The organism is Bradyrhizobium sp. USDA 4011, assembly GCF_054063415.1.
Window position 1 is genome coordinate 160,292 of the sequence record NZ_JBSSGG010000001.1, and the last position, 15,367, is coordinate 175,658.

Consider the following 15,367-nt stretch of genomic DNA (forward strand, 5'->3'; position numbering starts at 1 on the left):
CGATAGTGCGCGCCCTCATGCCGCGACCTCGAGCATGTCGAACAGCGGCGTCGGGGCGATTAGCTTTTCCTTCTGCCGGCGCTCGGGCCGGCGGCCGTCGTCGTATTTGCCGACCTCGTTGCCCCAGGCGACAAACCCTTCATGCGTCTCGCGCGAGAAAAGGTCGCAGCGCGCCAATCCAGGCGTGCGCTCGCGGATCATTTCGTAGAATTCGCGCGGCTTCTGGCTGTGGCCGCGGGCCTTGCCCTTGATCACACCCCAGAATGGATCGTGGATCTGCTCTCCGTTTCCGAAGACCCCGACCAACACGGACTCGTGCATGCCGCGGGCGCGGTATCCGGTACCGACCCGTCCTTTCGGCCAAACCAGTTCGGTTTTGTAGAGCGCGCCCCAACGCTTCAGCAGCCACATCGATTTATCGAGGGTCGGCGGACAAGCCCATAAGCCCACGACGCCATTGCTGCGGACCAGGTGGCCAACCGGCAATTGTCCAAGCTCGTCCCACGACAAGATGTCGTACTGAGCGGACGCCGACTTCTTGTTTCCCTTTGAGGAATAGAGCTCGAATTCCGTCGGCGGATCGACGATGCAGATATCGAAGCCAAACATCGGGAGTGGGTCGAAGAAGAAGTTCTTCATGGTGAAGTGGGCTCCATGAAGTAGGCGCGCAGCGCTTCCTCAGCCGCGGTCCGTTCCGAGATGCGGTGCTGGCGTGCGTAGGCCTTGATCGCGCGCCGAACATCGGGGAGAGGATGGACGACCAGTCCGCCGGCGATCCCGGGCTCCGGAATGCTCAGGGTCCGCGCTTTACCCGGCTCGCGCAGAAGTGCGCCGCGCTCGACGATGCTGTCGATCAAATGCGAGATCGTGCCGCGTCCGCGGATCCCGAGATGATCGGCGATCTCCCGATAAGATGGCGAGGCACCGAACTGTTCAATGTGGTGTCCGACGAACTCGACGCATTGGGCCTGCACACTGGTGAGTCCGGTCACGGCCGTCCTCCCGTCGGCAGCGTCGGCTTGATCACCTCGTCGGCGTACTGTGAAAAGACAGCGAACGCCCTCTGCCGCCCGAACGACCCGACCAGGTATGCGGCAATGGCCTGCAGATGTGCGTCGATCACCATCGCGGCGACATCCTTGCCGCCGGCATGCTCGACCGTCATCAAGGAGACGATGCACTCCTTGCGGGCGTAGTCTTTCATGATAGTGGGAGCGCCGTGATTCATGACGCGGCCGCCCTCTTCGCGCGGTTCATCGCGGCCATACGCTGTCCCAAGGCGACACGCCGGGCGCGCTCCTCGGGCGTGATGCGGATCTCGCGCTGACCAGCGCTCTGATAGGCCGCGCGACAATGTGGACCGCAGTACGGTAGTTCCGACACAGCCGGATCACCGCAAAAGAAGAAGTCCGGCGTCGTGGGATCGCCGATCGGCCATTTACAATCGCCGTCACGAAGGTCGAGCAGCCCCTTGCGGCGATCCACTGCAACGCTGGCGTCGAATGCGCTCGCGTAGCCGGCGGTGGGGTCCTCCAGGGGTTCCTTTGCCTCCGCGGAATAACTCGGGTTGGAAAGAACAGCCCGCAAAACCTTAGTGCGCTTGGGCGTCGGCGAACCCATTCGCGGTGCGCACTTCGCCTCGATGGCCTTCGCCCTTCGGTCGTCTGCCCTGCCAGGCAGTCCGAGGCGATGGACCTTTCCGATCACTGCATTGCGGGTGACATTGCCGAGTTCGGCAGCAATCTGCGAACATGACATGCCGGTGGCCCAAAGGTTCTTGAGCCGTTCAACGCGATCTTCAGACCAGGTGGGAGATACTGTCATCGCGCTGGCACCTGAAGCTCGGTGCGGCGGACATAGATGCCCTCGTAATCTGGATTGGCACGGTGCCGAGCTAGCCACCGCTCGCGTAACCGCTCGGGCAAGCAATTCCAGAGCGCCTCGAAAAACTCGACATCGTGCTCGGTATCGAATAACCGCATGACGGCACCGATATCGATCGAGCGCTTTCCGGACTTCCAATTGTCTACCGTGCTCTTTGCACAGCCAACCGCGTCAGCGAACTCCTTTCTCGTCCTGAAGACCTTAGCCTGCCTGACGATGGCGCGAGTGACCTTCTTCGCCGCACTCAGTGAGGCCTCGTTGACATCCGGCTCGTCGGTAAACCCGATTGCTGCGTAACCAGACTGCTGGATGTTCGCAATTGTGTCGCGAACCTCCTTGCAATCGTCGAACCACTCTCCCTTCTTTCTGTGCGCTGCTAGCGAGAGATGGACGGCGCGCTCGAACGACCGACTGCCGGATACGTCACACAGGAGGTTCAGGCGGGCGGGAGAACCCACCTGCATCTCGCGGACGCGCCCCTCGACATTCCGTGAATACCCGATCTTGATGCGACCGTTGGACTCCACGAAGTAAACACGTCCGATCATGAGTCCCTCGCCTTCCGGTCAGTGCGGATATCGGCGAACGGCTTGGCTCCGCCGAGGCGCAGCCACCTGTTAAAGTCAGACCAGAACTCGGCGTGGTCGATCCAAACGTCCCGACGGACGCGATGGAAATCGGAGAGCTTGATGCACGCGCGAGCTATAGCCACGGCCGTGATGGATAGAAGGTTGGTCACGAGGAATTCCAAGATTGAGATGGATGCCGCGGTCCCGCGCGGCCCGTACCGTCACTTCGAGGCGTTGAGGTCCATGTTGAGTTGGCGCAAACGCGCCTGGGCGTCACGATCCTCGATCTCACGCTGGCGCTGGCGATCCGCGAGAGTGCGGCGCAGCGCCTCGGCTTCGAAAAATCGATCGCGGACACGCTGAGGCACTTGCTGCCACATCGCTTCGAAGTATGCGGTACCCTCAGCGCTCTCAGTCCGATCCTTCAAATTGAAGAACTGCTCGAACTGGATCGAGCGATCCTTCGAGATCCAGTTGTCGATGGTCCGCAGCGAGCAGTGCGCGAGCTCGGCAAGCAGCTTCCGCATACTGCCGCGATTGGCGCCATTCTGCGAAATACGAATGATTTCGGCGGTCATTTTCATCGACCGCACGTTTGTGCATTTCGAACTGTCCGAACGTGCAGCGTGGATGTTTGCATTGATCGAAGCGGCAAGCGATGCTGTTCCCATGATGAATGCTCCCTATTTTCACAAACACAATTCCAGCGTCGCCGTCGTGCCGACGCCTGACAAAGATGACGACTGGGCGCGTGCCGCCCTGGCCGGAACACGAATGTTGATTGCGGAAGAATGCTTCGATGCGATGCTGCAGATGCTGATCGATGCCGGGCTCGCGCACCGGACTTGCGCCGCGGTCATGCTCGACCGCCTTTCGGAGCGACTGTTACTGCACGCGTCAGGACGCTCAGAAACGCACTGGGCAATCCGGGTGCCCGAACTGATCGATCAAGCGGCGAGGTTGTCGACGAAAGCCGCCAAGCTGAAAACTGTGATAGGCGGTGTGTCATGACGACGCCCTCACCGGCCGGCCGCTTCGGCGGGGGTCCGAGCGGCAACGTTGGCGGCGTAGAGTTCCTCAGCTGTGACGTCGCACAGCCCACGGATCACGCCCCAATGGCGGTCCGGGATGCCGATCTTGGGCCATTTGTAGACGGCCTCGATCGTGACGGCCCCATCGGACGCCTTCGCGATCTCCGCGGCACCGCCGGCGTACTTGATGATTTCGGGAACCGTCTTGGGACGAACGGTGGCCGGAGTGTCTGCGGAAGCATCTGTCATGGCCTCTGGAATTTACTGGAATTTAATTCCGGACACAAGGCATCCGAATTCCATTCCGAAAATAATTCCAGTTCCTATGCTGGCGGGGAAAGAATCCCTTCGGCTGAGAGAGTTAGCTTGAACGCCACCCCCATGCTCTGGAACCACAGGCTAAAATCGGCTCGCCGAGCGAAGGGCTATTCGGTCCCGCAGCTCGCTCGATTGATCGTCGGCGATGACGCCGATGCGATCGCCGTGATGCGTGAGCGCATCTACAGCTACGAGAAGATCTCAACCAAGCAGAAGCCGGTGGAACAGCCCCGCGGTCAAACGATGGCGCAATTGGCCAACGCTCTCGGCGTGACGGTGCAGTGGCTGCGCGATGGCGACGCAACTAGCGGTAACCATAAAGTTTCAGCGACCTTAGGAGGTCTTGACGAAAACCCTGTGCCCGCAAACGTTACGAGCGAACAATCAGAAATAAAATACCCACGGTCTCCTCTACCGATCTATGGGCGAGCCGCTGGAGGGCGCGAAGGGAAGTTCGTTTTGAACGGGGAAAAGGTTGGGGAGATTCTCCGCCCGCCGAGCCTCGAGGCTGTCGCCGAGGCTTACTGCGTGGAGCAGAGTGGAGATTCAATGTCGCCCGCCATCGAGGATGGCTACAAGCTGTACGTCAATCCAAAGCTGCCGTATCGGCGCGGACATTTCGTTGTCGTGCAGATCCGTACGGAAGTTGAGGGCGAATTCGATGGCTATGCGAAGAAGTTCGTGTCGTTCTCGAAGAAAGAACTGGTCCTTGAGCAGTTGAACCCTGCCAGGCAGATGCGTTTTGCCGCGGACCTGGTTGAAAGCATCCATCGCATTGTAGGCGTCGAGTTCAACTAACCACCACATCTTGTGGAATCGACTCGCGCTCGGAAAGATTCAATGATGCCGACATACATCGTCACGAGCGAGAGCGATGCGGCGTCAAAACACTGCAAAATCCGTCACTTCCGAGCCTTTCCTTCAAATCCTGTGTTCAGACTGCGGTCACGCCGTCGTCTGGACCTGCGAAGATCTCCAGCACTTCCGGATTCCATCAGAGACCACAATCGATGAGCTTGGGCAGCGCCTGTTCTGCTCGCGGTGCCGTCGCCAGGGCGGCCGCGGGTTCAACCTCGAAATACACCCTCGCCGCGATTATCCTGATCAGTCTTGGCGCCGCCGCGCGGGTTGAAGCCGCGCAGCCGTCCGAAGAGTCGATCCGCGCCGCTCGCACCGAGATTGCTCGCATGAGCGAACCTGAACTGCGATCGCTACTGAACTACTTCGCGGAATGCACCGATCGCACATCGCTGAACCAGGCGGTGAGGCAGGCTTGCAAATCGGCGTTCGTCAAATACCAGACCGAGTTCGGCGGGAAGCGAACCGTCGACAAGCTGATCGCTGAGCAGGAAGAGCTTGGCGATATCCAGCGCGCGTTCCGCGCTACCGGCCAGTCGACGGATTCAACCTATGTCGAGAGCGTCGATCGGCAGCTTCGCCAGGCCGTCAGCGATGCCTTGAAGGCAGCCTCAAACCGTTAGCGCGCTCGCTAGGGCGTGGTCCCATAGATCCGCCGCCGAACGACGTCCGCACTTCCCTCAGAAGCTGACAAAAGAGGCGCGCTTGGTTATCGCTTCAGTCCTGATCTTCCTTAAACCGCATAGGAATTTTGTCATGACCAATAGTGGAATTACCCGCCGTCGCATCCTTCGCAGTGCTGCAACCAGTGGTCTCGTGGCAGCAACGGCCTCCGGAGCGATTGGTGCCGCTCGCGCCCAATCGGCACGAAGGACCATTGTCTTGGTGAGCGGGGCTTTTTGCGGCGGCTGGATATGGCGCCGGGTCACTGACCGGCTTGAAAAAGCCGGCCACACGGTCTTCGCTCAGTCACTCACAGGGTTGGCTGATCGCTCGCATTTGCTGAGCAAGGACGTCGATCTGGACACACATATCGCCGACGTCGTCAACTTGATCAAATGGGAAAGTCTCGAGAACGTCTGCCTTGTGCCGTGGTCCTATGCAGGCTTTGTAGGCTCGGGCGCACTGGAAAGCGTCGGCGATCGCGTCTCATCGGTTGTCTGGCTCGATGCCTTCATTCCGGCCGACGGACAAAGGGTAGCGGACTATGCAGCCGAGCCGGTCCGTAAAGGCATCCAAGCGGCCATCGATAAGGGCGAGGCAGGAGTTCGCGGGTCGGCGCATTACCCAGCCAGTGTTGTTGCCGAACGCGATCGGGCATTCGCCGAGTCTAAAGTGACTCCCCATCCAGTCGGCACCTATCTCCAGCCGATCAAGATTTCCGGTGCGCTTCAAAAGGTGGCGAAGAAGACATACGTTCGCCTCCCAAAATTTCCACAGCCGGCCTTTGATAAGGCATTGTCGGATTGCAAGAGCGACAAGTCTTGGGCCACGTTCGAGCTGCCGGACGTTGGCCACATGGTCATGCTCGATGCGCCCGATCGTGTGAGCGACTTGATACTGCAAGCTGCGTGAGATCAAACGTAACGTGGGGGCATCAGGCAGGAGTGCGTTACGTCCGCCTTGGGCCATTAAGCGACTTCAGGTGGAAAGGACGCGAACGAGCCGACCGCCTTGGAACTCTGCGGTTCCCCATTTCGAAGAAAACCTCGGCCGCGTGAACAAAAATCGGAACGAAAACCTCAGGCGCGATTTAGCAGAACGAGACCGTCGCTCGCCGTCAATGACGGCGCGTATCGCGGATAGCCAAAGGTTCGATTTCGGACCAGCTGTCAAGAACAAGCGCTCGCGCAGGATAGCCAAAGGCGGTCTCGGCCTCTATCTTGGATCGCTATCGTGCATCGAATGCACGAGGGGTGTCGTAGAGGCGTAGGAAGCCATCGACAACGGCGTCGAGGGAGATTTCCGTCATGCGAAACCCCATCCAGATTGACTCTTCACATAGCCGCGCCATTCTTCAAGAAATTGGCGAAAAACTGCGGACATCGTTAAGACAAGACCCGGAGTTGCCGACCAACCTCAGATTACAAATCGATCGCCTCCGCCACGTGGAGGGCCAGTCGCAGCCAAACGTCTCGAGGCCGATGACGCGTTGGTGGGCGCGCCGCTCGCGGACGCGAAGCTGAGGAGAGAGGGAGCGGACGGTTGCGGCCCGCGGGCAAAGATCATCCAGGAGCCGCCCTCAGGGCCGGTTCCAACCGCAGACATCGTTATACCGGCAGCGTGATTTCGCAAACAAGCCCGTCTTTGCCCCAGTCAAAGCGGACTTCGCCCTTTTGCTGGACGATCATTTGTTCGATGATACGGCTCCCGAGTCCCTTTCGCGTAGGTTTCTGCGCGACCGGTCCCCCCGTCTCCATCCAGCGTAGCCGCAATGAACCGCCAGCTGCGTGTGACCATTCCAGGCGGACTTGGCCGTCGGGCTTGGACAAAGCACCGTATTTCGCTGCGTTGGTCGCCAACTCGTGCAACGTTACTGCAATTGCCTGAGCGGCGTCCGGCGCTAATAGGGTTTGTGGACCGTCTATCAACGTTCGCTTCCCATCGAAATAAGGAGCTAGTTCCTGCGCCGCAATCGCCGATAGCTCCGCACCGATCCAACGCGTTGCCGCGAAAAGCGAGCAAACATTTGCAAGCGCCTGGATACGTCCAGTGATTATCTCTTTGAGACCTTCTGGCGAGCTCGACTGAGAAAGATTGACCGTTGCCATGGCATTCGCAAGCAAGTTCTTGCTGCGGTGCTCGGCCTCTCGCGCCAAGGTCACGATCAGCTCCTGATTTTTCTTCTGCTCGGTAATGTCTCTCGCAATCTTTGATGCGCCGACGATTTTTCCGTTTGCATCCTTGACAGGAGAAACGGTCAGCGACACGACGATCAAGCTGCCGTTCTTGCGTTGCCGAACGGTCTCAAAATGGTCGATGCGCTCACCTCGTCGGATGCGCGTTAAAATCTCACGTTCTTCGCTGAGCCGATCTTGAGGGATCACTAGCGTAATGGGCTGACCAATGGCCTCGCTGGCAGAGTAGCCGAAGATGCGCTCTGCACCGCTATTCCAGCTTCTAATGACGCCATCGAGATTTTTGCTAACAATCGCGTCATCGCTGGAATCAATTATGGAAGCCAGCCAACGCAACTGCTGCTCGCTTTCGCGAAGGGCCGCTTCGATCGCCCCAGGCGTAGGCGCAATTCTCAGATTGTTCTTCTGCGTCATCACCGTCCCTAGACGCGGCCCCTGAGGCAACACTATAGCACTTGTTTTGGCCTAGTGATGGAATTCGGATGCCTGTTTTGGGCCAACAGGCGACATACCCTCCATTCGATGACTCTTTCGCGCGGGCGCAACGCGCCTCCAAGCGAGTCCAAAACCTCCCTCTCAGACCCGTTCAGAGGGCATTGGTTTGGAGTGGCTGGCCTTTGTTAGCGTATTGGAAACCGAGAGCCTTGGCCGGCTGTGTCGAGCTCGCATTTCTAAAGTTGTGGACCTCGCCCGGCATCTCCGCGTGTGCCTCGCCTGCCTTGAAGGTCTGCGGCGGCTTCCCTCCAATGCTCTGCCCTTTTTGGTACTCACCGGTGGGCTGATACTAACGCAGGAATTGAGCGGCCGGAATGTCCGTCCCGGGCCAGAAGGCCACATTTGCACGGTTGAGGAGGCCCCTCTCTTTGACGCTCGCAACACCGCTGTCCTTCGAGCAATACAGGTGGAAACGCGTAGCTAAGCTACGATCGGCCAGTGACCCGATAGACTCGCGCCTCGCCCTCGACGCCACGCAGCGGCGCGTCGAACTCCTCAACACCGTAACCCGTCAGCAGTTGGCGAACGGCGGGGGCCGTATAGAGCGCTTCCGTGAGACAAATTTCGCCGGCGTCGGCGAATGATTGCACCCGAGCTGCGATATTCACGGTCTGGCCGAAATAGTCGAGGTTCTCATTGAGGGTCACGGCGATAGAGGGCCCGCAGTGGGCGCCCATCTTGAGAATGATCGCCGGCTGGCCGTGCCCCTGGTTGAACCGTTGGATGTCCTGCAGAATTTGGAGCGCCGCCGCCACGGCATCCGCCGGTTGGAAGAACGCAGCCATGACGGCGTCGCCGATGGTCTTCACAATGGCACCGGCATGCTGATGAGCGATTGCATCTAGGAGAGCGAAATGTTCGCGGACCAAGGCATAGGCATTGAGATCCCCGAGACGTTCGTAGAGCGCGGTCGACCCCTTCAAGTCCGTGAACAGGAACGTCACCTGCCGGACGCCGAGGCCCTCCTCTTCATCGACGCGCTCCGAACGGAAGAGCTTGCGGAACGTCTGGCGCGTCAGCAGCATGCCACCCGAGACGTAGGGATCGAATTGAAGCGTCGGCTTTTCAGGCATAGCTAGGATTTCAGGCGGCCAGTTGATCAGGAGCAGCGAACCGCGCCTGGGACCGGTATTGCTGATCTCGAAGACCACGGGACCCGAAGCGAGGGCCGAAACGGCTGGCGTGAACCGTTGCCCGTCATAGGCGATGCGAACGACCGTCGGAGTCTTCGGAATCTGCTCGGCGGAGGGAGCGAGCATGACCGGAAGCATGAAGCCCGCCTGCGTCTGGACGTTGACGCCGGAGAGTGCGCCCGGCCCGATCTCGGCCTGCAGCGTGGTCGTCAGGCCGGATGGCAGATAAGTCATTCCGCGGAGGAGGCCGCGCAGGAGATCGACAAATCGGGTTTGTCCGCCAGGCAGACGCCCGCTGTTGGCGAACTTGAGCTTCCAGTGCAGATCTTCAATCGAAAGATTATCGACGTCGTACAAAGCGAGGGGCCGGACTTGCGGCGAGACGGAGAAAGAAACCTCGATGAAGTCGTCCAGCTCCGTCTGACCCTCGATATCGCACAGCCCGCAGACAAAATGGCTCCGGAGCGCACGGAGCCTCCCAAAGCTCTCCAGCACCAGGCCCGAGTGGGGGCAGAGAACGTCCCAATGCATGTCGACCAGCCCGACACGAGCGGCGTGGAGAAACAGATCGATCGACTCCGGCTCAGCCACGCTGCGGTCGCGGGCGAACGCCAGCGGATTGGCACGGTACAGGCTGACCTCGTCACCGCTGCGGATCAGCGTTTCGAACTTGGAGATGACGCGCGGGCTCCAACTGCGGGCCTGCTCGATCTGGGTCATCTTGCTTTCGAGAAGCCGTTCGTCAATCAATGTCATTGATCAGCTCCTGGTGATGCAATTTGCGCCGGGCCGTCTTGAGCAACCGATGCCCACAGGACATTGTAGGGCAGGACTTTCAATCCTGCCATGTCGCTTATGGATCAAACTCGGAAGTCGCGCGGCCTTCCGCCGAAGTCCGCTGGTCCCCGGTGAGCAGTCATCCGTGGGCCGCGCGATGAGGTCCGAAAGGGGCCAACAGTGGGCATCCCATTTGGTGCTCGGTCTGCGACTCCTGATGCAACGGTACGAAGGAAAATGAAGCCCTGCGAGATTACCCCTTTCGAGCGGACGCCGCTGCTTGGCCGACACCAATCTGCATCAAGTCTCGGCCAATCACGAGTTCGCCCGAAAAGCCCTTGCCTGCAGGCAACAGCTGTTCTCGCGTTGCGTTGCCAGGCACAATGTGGCTAAGGACAAGCTTCTTCACGCCTGCCACTTCGGCTATCCCGCCAACCTCTTCAACCAGCGTATGGCCGCTCAGCAGATGTTGCAGCAAGCCTTCTTCGGCGACCGAACGCGGCGTCGGAAAGAGACCATTGACCCATCTCGTCACGATGACCTCATGAACGAGAATGTCCGCGCCTTTTGCAAGCTTGATCAGGTTCTCACTGCGCGCCGTGTCGCCGGAGAACACGATAGACCCATCGTCAGTGTCGAAGCGGAAGGCGAATGCAGGCCAGACTGGAGCGTGCGCCACCAGGGTTGCCGAAACACGAACGCGATCGTCCTCGAACACCTTGAACGGCTCCATCGGAGGAGAAGGGGTCTCATTGGCCGATTTGAACCCGGCAATCTGTGGGATATCGATGTCATGCACCTCGACTAACGCTTCGAGGCTCCGTCTTCCGTTGTCGCGCATTCGGTCGTTCAAATCTGTCGCGAAAGCCTGGTAGATGTAGCCTGTCAGATCTTTGGTACCCGGCGTGGGATTATCGGGATTGATAATTGGAACAGCCGGGGTAGCAGCGCCGCGTAGTGAAAAGACAGGCGCCATTTCGCCTCGTCGGCCCGGACCAAAGACCTTGAGGGGCGAGGCGCGGCACGGTCGAGCCCGGTAAACAGTCCGAACAGCAGCAGATTTGGATAATCGACGGTATGATCGGAATGGAGATGGGTCAGAAAGACCGCTCTCAAGCTAGGGCCCGTAACGGTACGGCTACTGGCCGGCGATACCGCTTGCTGAAGGCGTCTTCCGACCCCCTCGCCGCAGTCCACGAGATAATAGGCATCTCCAACCGCCACGGCCGACGAGATGCCGCACTGGTCAGAATTGGGCCACCACGTGGGACCGCCTGCAGTGCCTAACAACAGAAGTCTGGTCCACGAATTCGCGGCGTCTCCGGACGATTGAGCGAGCCGAATTCGTGTGTCCAGTCTGCCGTCGCCTGCGATCGCGGAGCACATCATGGGCGCGATCAGGCTCGCTCCAGCGGCGCTTCCCGCGACGAAGCCACGGCGCGTGAGCGCGTGTCGAACGGCAAGTCCGATCAGGTTGCACATTGCACCATCCTCTCGATAAGGCCTCGTGCCCGGAACTGCGTGAGGATACGCCTGGGAGGTGGTACGCACCCTTCAGAAGAGCTTCTTTTTCCTTACCGCCATCTTGTTTTCCGCGCCGACGCGTGTGCTAACTTCGATGGCGAGGTCGCCGCGACTGTCGGAACAGCAAATGCGCTTCCTGTTCGAGGACTATGCGCTTGACACGGACCGGCGGGAATTGTGCCGACGCGGCGAAGTTGTGCGGATCGAGCCGCAAGCCTTTGATCTTCTGGAGTACCTGATCCAAAATCGCGGGCGACTGGTCAGCAGGGACGACTTGATCGCCTGTGTCTGGGCGGGGCGGATCGTCTCAGACTCGGCCGTGACGACCCGCATCAACGCAGCACGATGTGCGATTGCCGACAGCGGCAAGGCGCAGCGCCTCATCAAGACCGTGCCTCGGAAAGGCATCCGCTTCATAGGCACCGTGCTGGAGGGAGAGGCCGGTGGGACCGAGATCGGCCCGCGACCGTCGACGCCCTACCTCGCCCTGCCGGACAAGCCCTCGATCGCCGTTCTCGCCTTTACCAACATGAGTGGGGAACCGGGGCAGGAGTATTTCAGCGACGGAATTACCGAGGATATCATCACCGAGCTATCCCGGTTCTCCGAGCTGTTCGTAATCGCCCGGAACTCGAGCTTCCGGTTCAAGGGCAAATCACCGGACATACGTCAGGTCGGCCGTGAGCTCGGCGTGCGCTACGTCCTCCAGGGAAGCATCCGTCGCGCGGGCGATCGCGTCCGCATCGGCGCTCAGCTCATCGATGCCGTTACCGGCGCGCAGCGTTGGGGAGAGCACTACGACCGTGAATTGAAGGACGTCTTCGCTGTCCAGGACGAGGTTTCCCGTACCATCGTCTCGATCCTGGTGGTCCATGTAAACAAGGCGGAGGCCGAGCGCACGCTTTTGAAGCCGCCAGCGACCTGGCAAGCACACGATTTCCTGATGCGCGCTTCGGATGTTTGGTCTGCGCGAAACGCGGCCGACCTTCACGAAGCGCGGCCTCTTCTCTACGAAGCGCGACGTCTCCTCGATCACTCCATCTCCCTCGACCCGAACTACGCTCGCGCCTATGCCATGCTTTCGCAGACCCATCTGGCTGCATGGATCCAGCCCCTGGATGAAGACCACTTGAACCCTGCCGCGCTCGAACACGCGCATCGCTTCGCTCGAAAGTCCGTTCAGCTTGGCCCTGACCTGTCGATCGCACATGCCCAGCTCGGAGGAGTGCTGACCTTCGAGGGCCAGCATGAGCAAGCCATCGCCGAGTTCGAGAAGGCCGTTGCACTGAACCCCAATTTTACGGATTGGTGGTTTGGCATGGCGCTACTGCGCGCGGGCGAGCCTGCGAGGGCCGTCACGGTCATCGAGACGCACATGCGCTATGATCCGTTTTGTTCACCGTGGGCGCTGGGCCAGCTGGGGCTCGCCCACTATACGCTGAAGGAGTATTCGAAGGCGCTGCCTCCTCTCCGCGAACTTACGTTGCGGGTCCCAAACATGAGGCAAGGTCACGTCTTCCTGGCCGCCAACCTGGCGCAGCTCGGGCAGCTCGATGAGGCCCACGCAGAGGCCGCCGAGATCCTGCGGATCGATCCGAAGTACACCATCGACGGCACGCAGAGACAACTGGCACTGTTCAAGCGCACGGAAGATGTCGAGCATTTTCTTGATGGCCTTCGCAAGGCGGGCCTGCCTGAGAAATAGCCCAACTTAGTACCACGCGGGAAGGACTGCTTTGGGTCACAAGGCGATATCCCTGACGTTAGGTCGCATGTCTGGTTTGCCCCTGAGCGCGGGCGTGCCAGCGCGGTCTAGCTTCGCAGCGATCGCGTTGCGGATTGCCGGAAGGCGGTCAACGAACTCGGCAACCCCTGCGAGTTCGTCGCGGGCTGCCCTCACCTCCACCATCATCTCGGCGATCGCCGGCAGAAATCTGGACTTCTGGCGCCACCTGCGGCACGCCATCTCAACGGCGCCGAACGACGGATCCAGCGACATGACGTCTTCCCGCAGGAACTGGCCGAATATCCCGGCATCCTGGCTGCCGGCGTTGGGAAATGCCTTCATCAGCAGGCCCAGATAGGCTACGGCGCCGGCGGCGGGTATGGGCGCGATGGCCTTGCCGAATGCCGCTCTGTGCTTCGCGTGCGTCTCGATAGCGCGGTCGACCATGCCTAGGAGCTCGGCGCTCGGTCCATCGGCAAGCGCAGAAGCTTCGCGAACTGCGGCCAATTCGCGCAGTACCGGCTCAAGCCCCGCAAATGACGGCGGCGCCGGCGGCGCTCCGCTCGGTCGCTCAACGAGATCGCGCATGGAAATCCTCCTCGGTTAGACCGGCCATCATGCCCTCGATCGCGGTGTCGGCCCGGCTCGGTGCCTGCGGCGGACCACCTCGAGGCGGTTGCCGGTCGTAATCGTTACCGACCCAGGTGCGCCAGGCGGCCAACCAGTCCGCCATCAAGTTTCCTTTGGCCGCATGGAAATTCTTGAATTTCTCAAACTGGAGATCGATCTGCCGTTCCGGCCAGCCCCGCTTCCGCGCGTATTCGCGGCCTTCCTCGGATAGCTGCCAGTTGGGATCGATGGCCGTTCTGGCATTGGAACGTCGCTTCGTCGCTTGGCGCTCTGCAGGGCCAACCTGACCCAGAGGGAATAGTTGATCGCGCTCGGCCGCTTGGCCGGGCGGGTCTATCCCTTCCTCTCCATTCCTTTCTCTTCCTATCCCTTGGTGATCGTTACGTTGACCGTCACGGTCATCGTCACGATCATCGCCACGTTTAGCGTTACGAGCCTCCTCGGCTTTCCGTATCCGAGCCTCCGTTGCCTTTGCCGTCTTGCCCGACTGCTTCTTCTTTTTTGTGCCGGCTTCGATCGCAATGTCAGCAATTACAGGATGATAGAGGCGCCCATCCGAGCATTCCAAGAAGCCCCGCAAGGCTTCCTTCTTGACGCCGTTCCACCCTTTCAGGTCGCGGCCGAAGCCCGCCAACTTGGCCAAAAGGCGGTCGTCGGCCGGAAGCGATGCTGCAGGCACTTGGTGCCACGCGGCGCACCACAGCAACACGGCGGCGCGAAATTCGTCGCCTGTCGCCAGCGCCGCAAGGTCGGAATCGCGGAGCCGAACGACCTCCAAAGGCATGAAGCCGAAGTCGCGGAGATCCAGGTCGATGGGGGTCAGGGGTTCGGTCATGATGTTGCCGCCCGCCACTCCTCCGGAGTACGAGCGCCCTTACGCAGATTGCAGGTTTCGCAGGCGATTTTGATATTTGCCGCTGTGTCAGCTCCGCCGCGCGAGCGCGGGAACACATGGTCGAAATGGAACCGGCCGTCAGTTGCGTAGCAATACTGGCAGATCCACCCGTCACGGAGTACGACCTCACGCCGAACGGCGGCGGGGATGTGCGAGCTCTCTCGGCTACGCATACGAACGCCCATCGCGCGCAATTCCGATGGACTGGATAGCTCGATGGTTGTGCCGGCGGGCTCGTCGCTTTCCGGCACCGTCATCGCGTCGAAATCGACAATTCTGATGATGTCTGCATCTCGCTCGATGAAGCCAACGCCGGCCAAACGACTCAAAAAACTGTCGAGATGCCGCGACGTCCACCCCCACTGCTCCGCCAACTTCCGGCGATCGAGATCGATTTCGCTCCGTTGAACAGGCCGTCCGAACGGGCCTGTACCGCATCGAACAGCCGCTGCTGCTACCAACCAAATCCAGGCCTCCCGCTCCCCGAACTCGCCGTCTCGTCGGAAAAACGGAGCGGTGATCAGGTCACGTGGGATGTTGATGAACAGTGGTTCGTCCAATTGGGGGATTCCTAGTCGGCGACCACGCTGAGCCGCGGTCGGCCCGAACTGATAATCTGATCTGGAATTTATTTCCAGTTTTTTATTGACACGCCTCTTTCTCTGGAAT

The 15,367-nt window shown here is 60.1% G+C and carries 19 protein-coding genes; 5 read left to right on the forward strand and 14 right to left on the reverse strand.

Annotated elements, in window-relative coordinates; genetic code table 11:
- Positions 1 to 15: 15 nt before the first annotated feature.
- From ACVW1C_RS00790 to ACVW1C_RS00815, 6 genes are all read right to left on the reverse strand, one after another.
- Complete coding sequence (locus ACVW1C_RS00790) at positions 16 to 639, reverse strand: MT-A70 family methyltransferase (protein ID WP_456756746.1); 624 nt, start codon at positions 637 to 639, stop codon at positions 16 to 18.
- Positions 636 to 992, reverse strand: coding sequence for a LexA family protein (locus ACVW1C_RS00795; RefSeq protein ID WP_456756747.1), 357 nt, complete (start codon positions 990 to 992; stop codon positions 636 to 638). Before ACVW1C_RS00795 ends, ACVW1C_RS00790 begins: the two co-directional genes overlap by 4 nt.
- Positions 989 to 1,204: a hypothetical protein gene (locus ACVW1C_RS00800; protein WP_456756748.1), complete on the reverse strand. Its 216-nt coding sequence runs from the start codon at positions 1,202 to 1,204 to the stop codon at positions 989 to 991. The genes ACVW1C_RS00795 and ACVW1C_RS00800 overlap by 4 nt, the downstream gene beginning before the upstream one ends.
- 20 nt (positions 1,205 to 1,224) lie before the next feature.
- Complete coding sequence (locus ACVW1C_RS00805; protein ID WP_456756749.1) at positions 1,225 to 1,824, reverse strand: GcrA family cell cycle regulator; 600 nt, start codon at positions 1,822 to 1,824, stop codon at positions 1,225 to 1,227.
- Positions 1,821 to 2,432, reverse strand: a complete 612-nt coding sequence (locus tag ACVW1C_RS00810; protein ID WP_456756750.1) for a GIY-YIG nuclease family protein — start codon at positions 2,430 to 2,432, stop codon at positions 1,821 to 1,823. Before ACVW1C_RS00810 ends, ACVW1C_RS00805 begins: the two co-directional genes overlap by 4 nt.
- Before the next feature lie 242 nt (positions 2,433 to 2,674).
- On the reverse strand, positions 2,675 to 3,031 hold the full coding sequence (locus tag ACVW1C_RS00815) for a hypothetical protein (protein WP_456756751.1): 357 nt from the start codon (positions 3,029 to 3,031) through the stop codon (positions 2,675 to 2,677).
- On the opposite strand from ACVW1C_RS00815, the gene ACVW1C_RS00820 reads away from it, so the two are divergent.
- Positions 3,015 to 3,464 carry a hypothetical protein gene (locus ACVW1C_RS00820; RefSeq protein ID WP_456756752.1) on the forward strand — a complete coding sequence of 150 codons (450 nt, stop codon included), beginning with the start codon at positions 3,015 to 3,017 and terminating at the stop codon, positions 3,462 to 3,464. The genes ACVW1C_RS00815 and ACVW1C_RS00820 overlap by 17 nt on opposite strands.
- An 8-nt stretch (positions 3,465 to 3,472) precedes the next feature.
- Here the strand turns inward: ACVW1C_RS00820 and ACVW1C_RS00825 are convergent, their stop codons facing one another.
- A complete protein-coding gene (locus tag ACVW1C_RS00825; protein ID WP_456756753.1) occupies positions 3,473 to 3,733 on the reverse strand; it encodes a hypothetical protein in 261 nt (86 codons plus the stop codon).
- A 117-nt stretch (positions 3,734 to 3,850) separates the two neighbouring features.
- On the opposite strand from ACVW1C_RS00825, the gene ACVW1C_RS00830 reads away from it, so the two are divergent.
- The 3 genes from ACVW1C_RS00830 (at position 3,851) to ACVW1C_RS00840 (ending at position 6,235) form a co-directional block, all read left to right on the forward strand.
- Positions 3,851 to 4,600 carry a S24 family peptidase gene (locus ACVW1C_RS00830; protein WP_456756754.1) on the forward strand — a complete coding sequence of 250 codons (750 nt, stop codon included), beginning with the start codon at positions 3,851 to 3,853 and terminating at the stop codon, positions 4,598 to 4,600.
- A 212-nt stretch (positions 4,601 to 4,812) separates the two neighbouring features.
- Positions 4,813 to 5,283 carry a hypothetical protein gene (locus ACVW1C_RS00835; protein WP_456756755.1) on the forward strand — a complete coding sequence of 157 codons (471 nt, stop codon included), beginning with the start codon at positions 4,813 to 4,815 and terminating at the stop codon, positions 5,281 to 5,283.
- A 133-nt stretch (positions 5,284 to 5,416) separates the two neighbouring features.
- Complete coding sequence (locus ACVW1C_RS00840; protein ID WP_456756756.1) at positions 5,417 to 6,235, forward strand: alpha/beta fold hydrolase; 819 nt, start codon at positions 5,417 to 5,419, stop codon at positions 6,233 to 6,235.
- 695 nt (positions 6,236 to 6,930) lie between these two features.
- Here the strand turns inward: ACVW1C_RS00840 and ACVW1C_RS00845 are convergent.
- The 4 genes from ACVW1C_RS00845 to ACVW1C_RS00860 all read right to left on the reverse strand — a co-directional run bounded on the left by ACVW1C_RS00845 (position 6,931) and on the right by ACVW1C_RS00860 (position 11,405).
- Positions 6,931 to 7,932: a PAS domain S-box protein gene (locus ACVW1C_RS00845; RefSeq protein ID WP_456756757.1), complete on the reverse strand. Its 1,002-nt coding sequence runs from the start codon at positions 7,930 to 7,932 to the stop codon at positions 6,931 to 6,933.
- A gap of 506 nt (positions 7,933 to 8,438) precedes the next feature.
- On the reverse strand, positions 8,439 to 9,902 hold the full coding sequence (locus tag ACVW1C_RS00850) for an adenylate/guanylate cyclase domain-containing protein (RefSeq protein WP_456756758.1): 1,464 nt from the start codon (positions 9,900 to 9,902) through the stop codon (positions 8,439 to 8,441).
- A gap of 274 nt (positions 9,903 to 10,176) precedes the next feature.
- Entirely contained in the window at positions 10,177 to 10,899 is a 723-nt protein-coding gene (locus ACVW1C_RS00855) for an MBL fold metallo-hydrolase (RefSeq protein ID WP_456756759.1), read from the reverse strand.
- Entirely contained in the window at positions 10,809 to 11,405 is a 597-nt protein-coding gene (locus ACVW1C_RS00860; RefSeq protein ID WP_456756760.1) for an MBL fold metallo-hydrolase, read from the reverse strand. The genes ACVW1C_RS00855 and ACVW1C_RS00860 overlap by 91 nt, the downstream gene beginning before the upstream one ends.
- 169 nt (positions 11,406 to 11,574) lie before the next feature.
- Here ACVW1C_RS00860 and ACVW1C_RS00865 point away from each other — a divergent pair, with 169 nt between their 5' ends.
- Positions 11,575 to 13,152 (forward strand): winged helix-turn-helix domain-containing tetratricopeptide repeat protein, encoded by a 1,578-nt coding sequence (locus ACVW1C_RS00865; RefSeq protein ID WP_456756761.1) that lies wholly within the window; start codon positions 11,575 to 11,577, stop codon positions 13,150 to 13,152.
- A gap of 36 nt (positions 13,153 to 13,188) precedes the next feature.
- Here ACVW1C_RS00865 and ACVW1C_RS00870 read toward each other — a convergent pair whose 3' ends face one another.
- From ACVW1C_RS00870 to ACVW1C_RS00880, 3 genes are all read right to left on the reverse strand, one after another.
- Positions 13,189 to 13,620, reverse strand: a complete 432-nt coding sequence (locus tag ACVW1C_RS00870; protein ID WP_456756762.1) for a hypothetical protein — start codon at positions 13,618 to 13,620, stop codon at positions 13,189 to 13,191.
- Positions 13,621 to 13,744: 124 nt separating this feature from the next.
- On the reverse strand, positions 13,745 to 14,638 hold the full coding sequence (locus ACVW1C_RS00875) for a DUF1376 domain-containing protein (RefSeq protein ID WP_456756763.1): 894 nt from the start codon (positions 14,636 to 14,638) through the stop codon (positions 13,745 to 13,747).
- Positions 14,635 to 15,258: an HNH endonuclease gene (locus tag ACVW1C_RS00880; protein ID WP_456756764.1), complete on the reverse strand. Its 624-nt coding sequence runs from the start codon at positions 15,256 to 15,258 to the stop codon at positions 14,635 to 14,637. Before ACVW1C_RS00880 ends, ACVW1C_RS00875 begins: the two co-directional genes overlap by 4 nt.
- Positions 15,259 to 15,367 lie beyond the last annotated feature (109 nt).

What these genes read in the sequence shown, in the direction of transcription:
- ACVW1C_RS00865 (WP_456756761.1), top strand. Translation starts at nt 11,575, where the DNA reads ATGCGCTTCCTGTTCGAGGACTATGCGCTTGACACGGACCGGCGGGAA.
- ACVW1C_RS00825 (WP_456756753.1), bottom strand. Translation starts at nt 3,733, where the DNA reads ATGACAGATGCTTCCGCAGACACTCCGGCCACCGTTCGTCCCAAGACG.
- ACVW1C_RS00800 (WP_456756748.1), bottom strand. Translation starts at nt 1,204, where the DNA reads ATGAAAGACTACGCCCGCAAGGAGTGCATCGTCTCCTTGATGACGGTC.
- ACVW1C_RS00855 (WP_456756759.1), bottom strand. Translation starts at nt 10,899, where the DNA reads ATGGCGCCTGTCTTTTCACTACGCGGCGCTGCTACCCCGGCTGTTCCA.
- ACVW1C_RS00850 (WP_456756758.1), bottom strand. Translation starts at nt 9,902, where the DNA reads ATGACATTGATTGACGAACGGCTTCTCGAAAGCAAGATGACCCAGATC.
- ACVW1C_RS00845 (WP_456756757.1), bottom strand. Translation starts at nt 7,932, where the DNA reads ATGACGCAGAAGAACAATCTGAGAATTGCGCCTACGCCTGGGGCGATC.
- ACVW1C_RS00805 (WP_456756749.1), bottom strand. Translation starts at nt 1,824, where the DNA reads ATGACAGTATCTCCCACCTGGTCTGAAGATCGCGTTGAACGGCTCAAG.
- ACVW1C_RS00875 (WP_456756763.1), bottom strand. Translation starts at nt 14,638, where the DNA reads ATGACCGAACCCCTGACCCCCATCGACCTGGATCTCCGCGACTTCGGC.
- ACVW1C_RS00860 (WP_456756760.1), bottom strand. Translation starts at nt 11,405, where the DNA reads ATGTGCAACCTGATCGGACTTGCCGTTCGACACGCGCTCACGCGCCGT.
- ACVW1C_RS00790 (WP_456756746.1), bottom strand. Translation starts at nt 639, where the DNA reads ATGAAGAACTTCTTCTTCGACCCACTCCCGATGTTTGGCTTCGATATC.
- ACVW1C_RS00840 (WP_456756756.1), top strand. Translation starts at nt 5,417, where the DNA reads ATGACCAATAGTGGAATTACCCGCCGTCGCATCCTTCGCAGTGCTGCA.
- ACVW1C_RS00835 (WP_456756755.1), top strand. Translation starts at nt 4,813, where the DNA reads ATGAGCTTGGGCAGCGCCTGTTCTGCTCGCGGTGCCGTCGCCAGGGCG.
- ACVW1C_RS00815 (WP_456756751.1), bottom strand. Translation starts at nt 3,031, where the DNA reads ATGACCGCCGAAATCATTCGTATTTCGCAGAATGGCGCCAATCGCGGC.
- ACVW1C_RS00810 (WP_456756750.1), bottom strand. Translation starts at nt 2,432, where the DNA reads ATGATCGGACGTGTTTACTTCGTGGAGTCCAACGGTCGCATCAAGATC.
- ACVW1C_RS00820 (WP_456756752.1), top strand. Translation starts at nt 3,015, where the DNA reads ATGATTTCGGCGGTCATTTTCATCGACCGCACGTTTGTGCATTTCGAA.
- ACVW1C_RS00870 (WP_456756762.1), bottom strand. Translation starts at nt 13,620, where the DNA reads ATGGTCGACCGCGCTATCGAGACGCACGCGAAGCACAGAGCGGCATTC.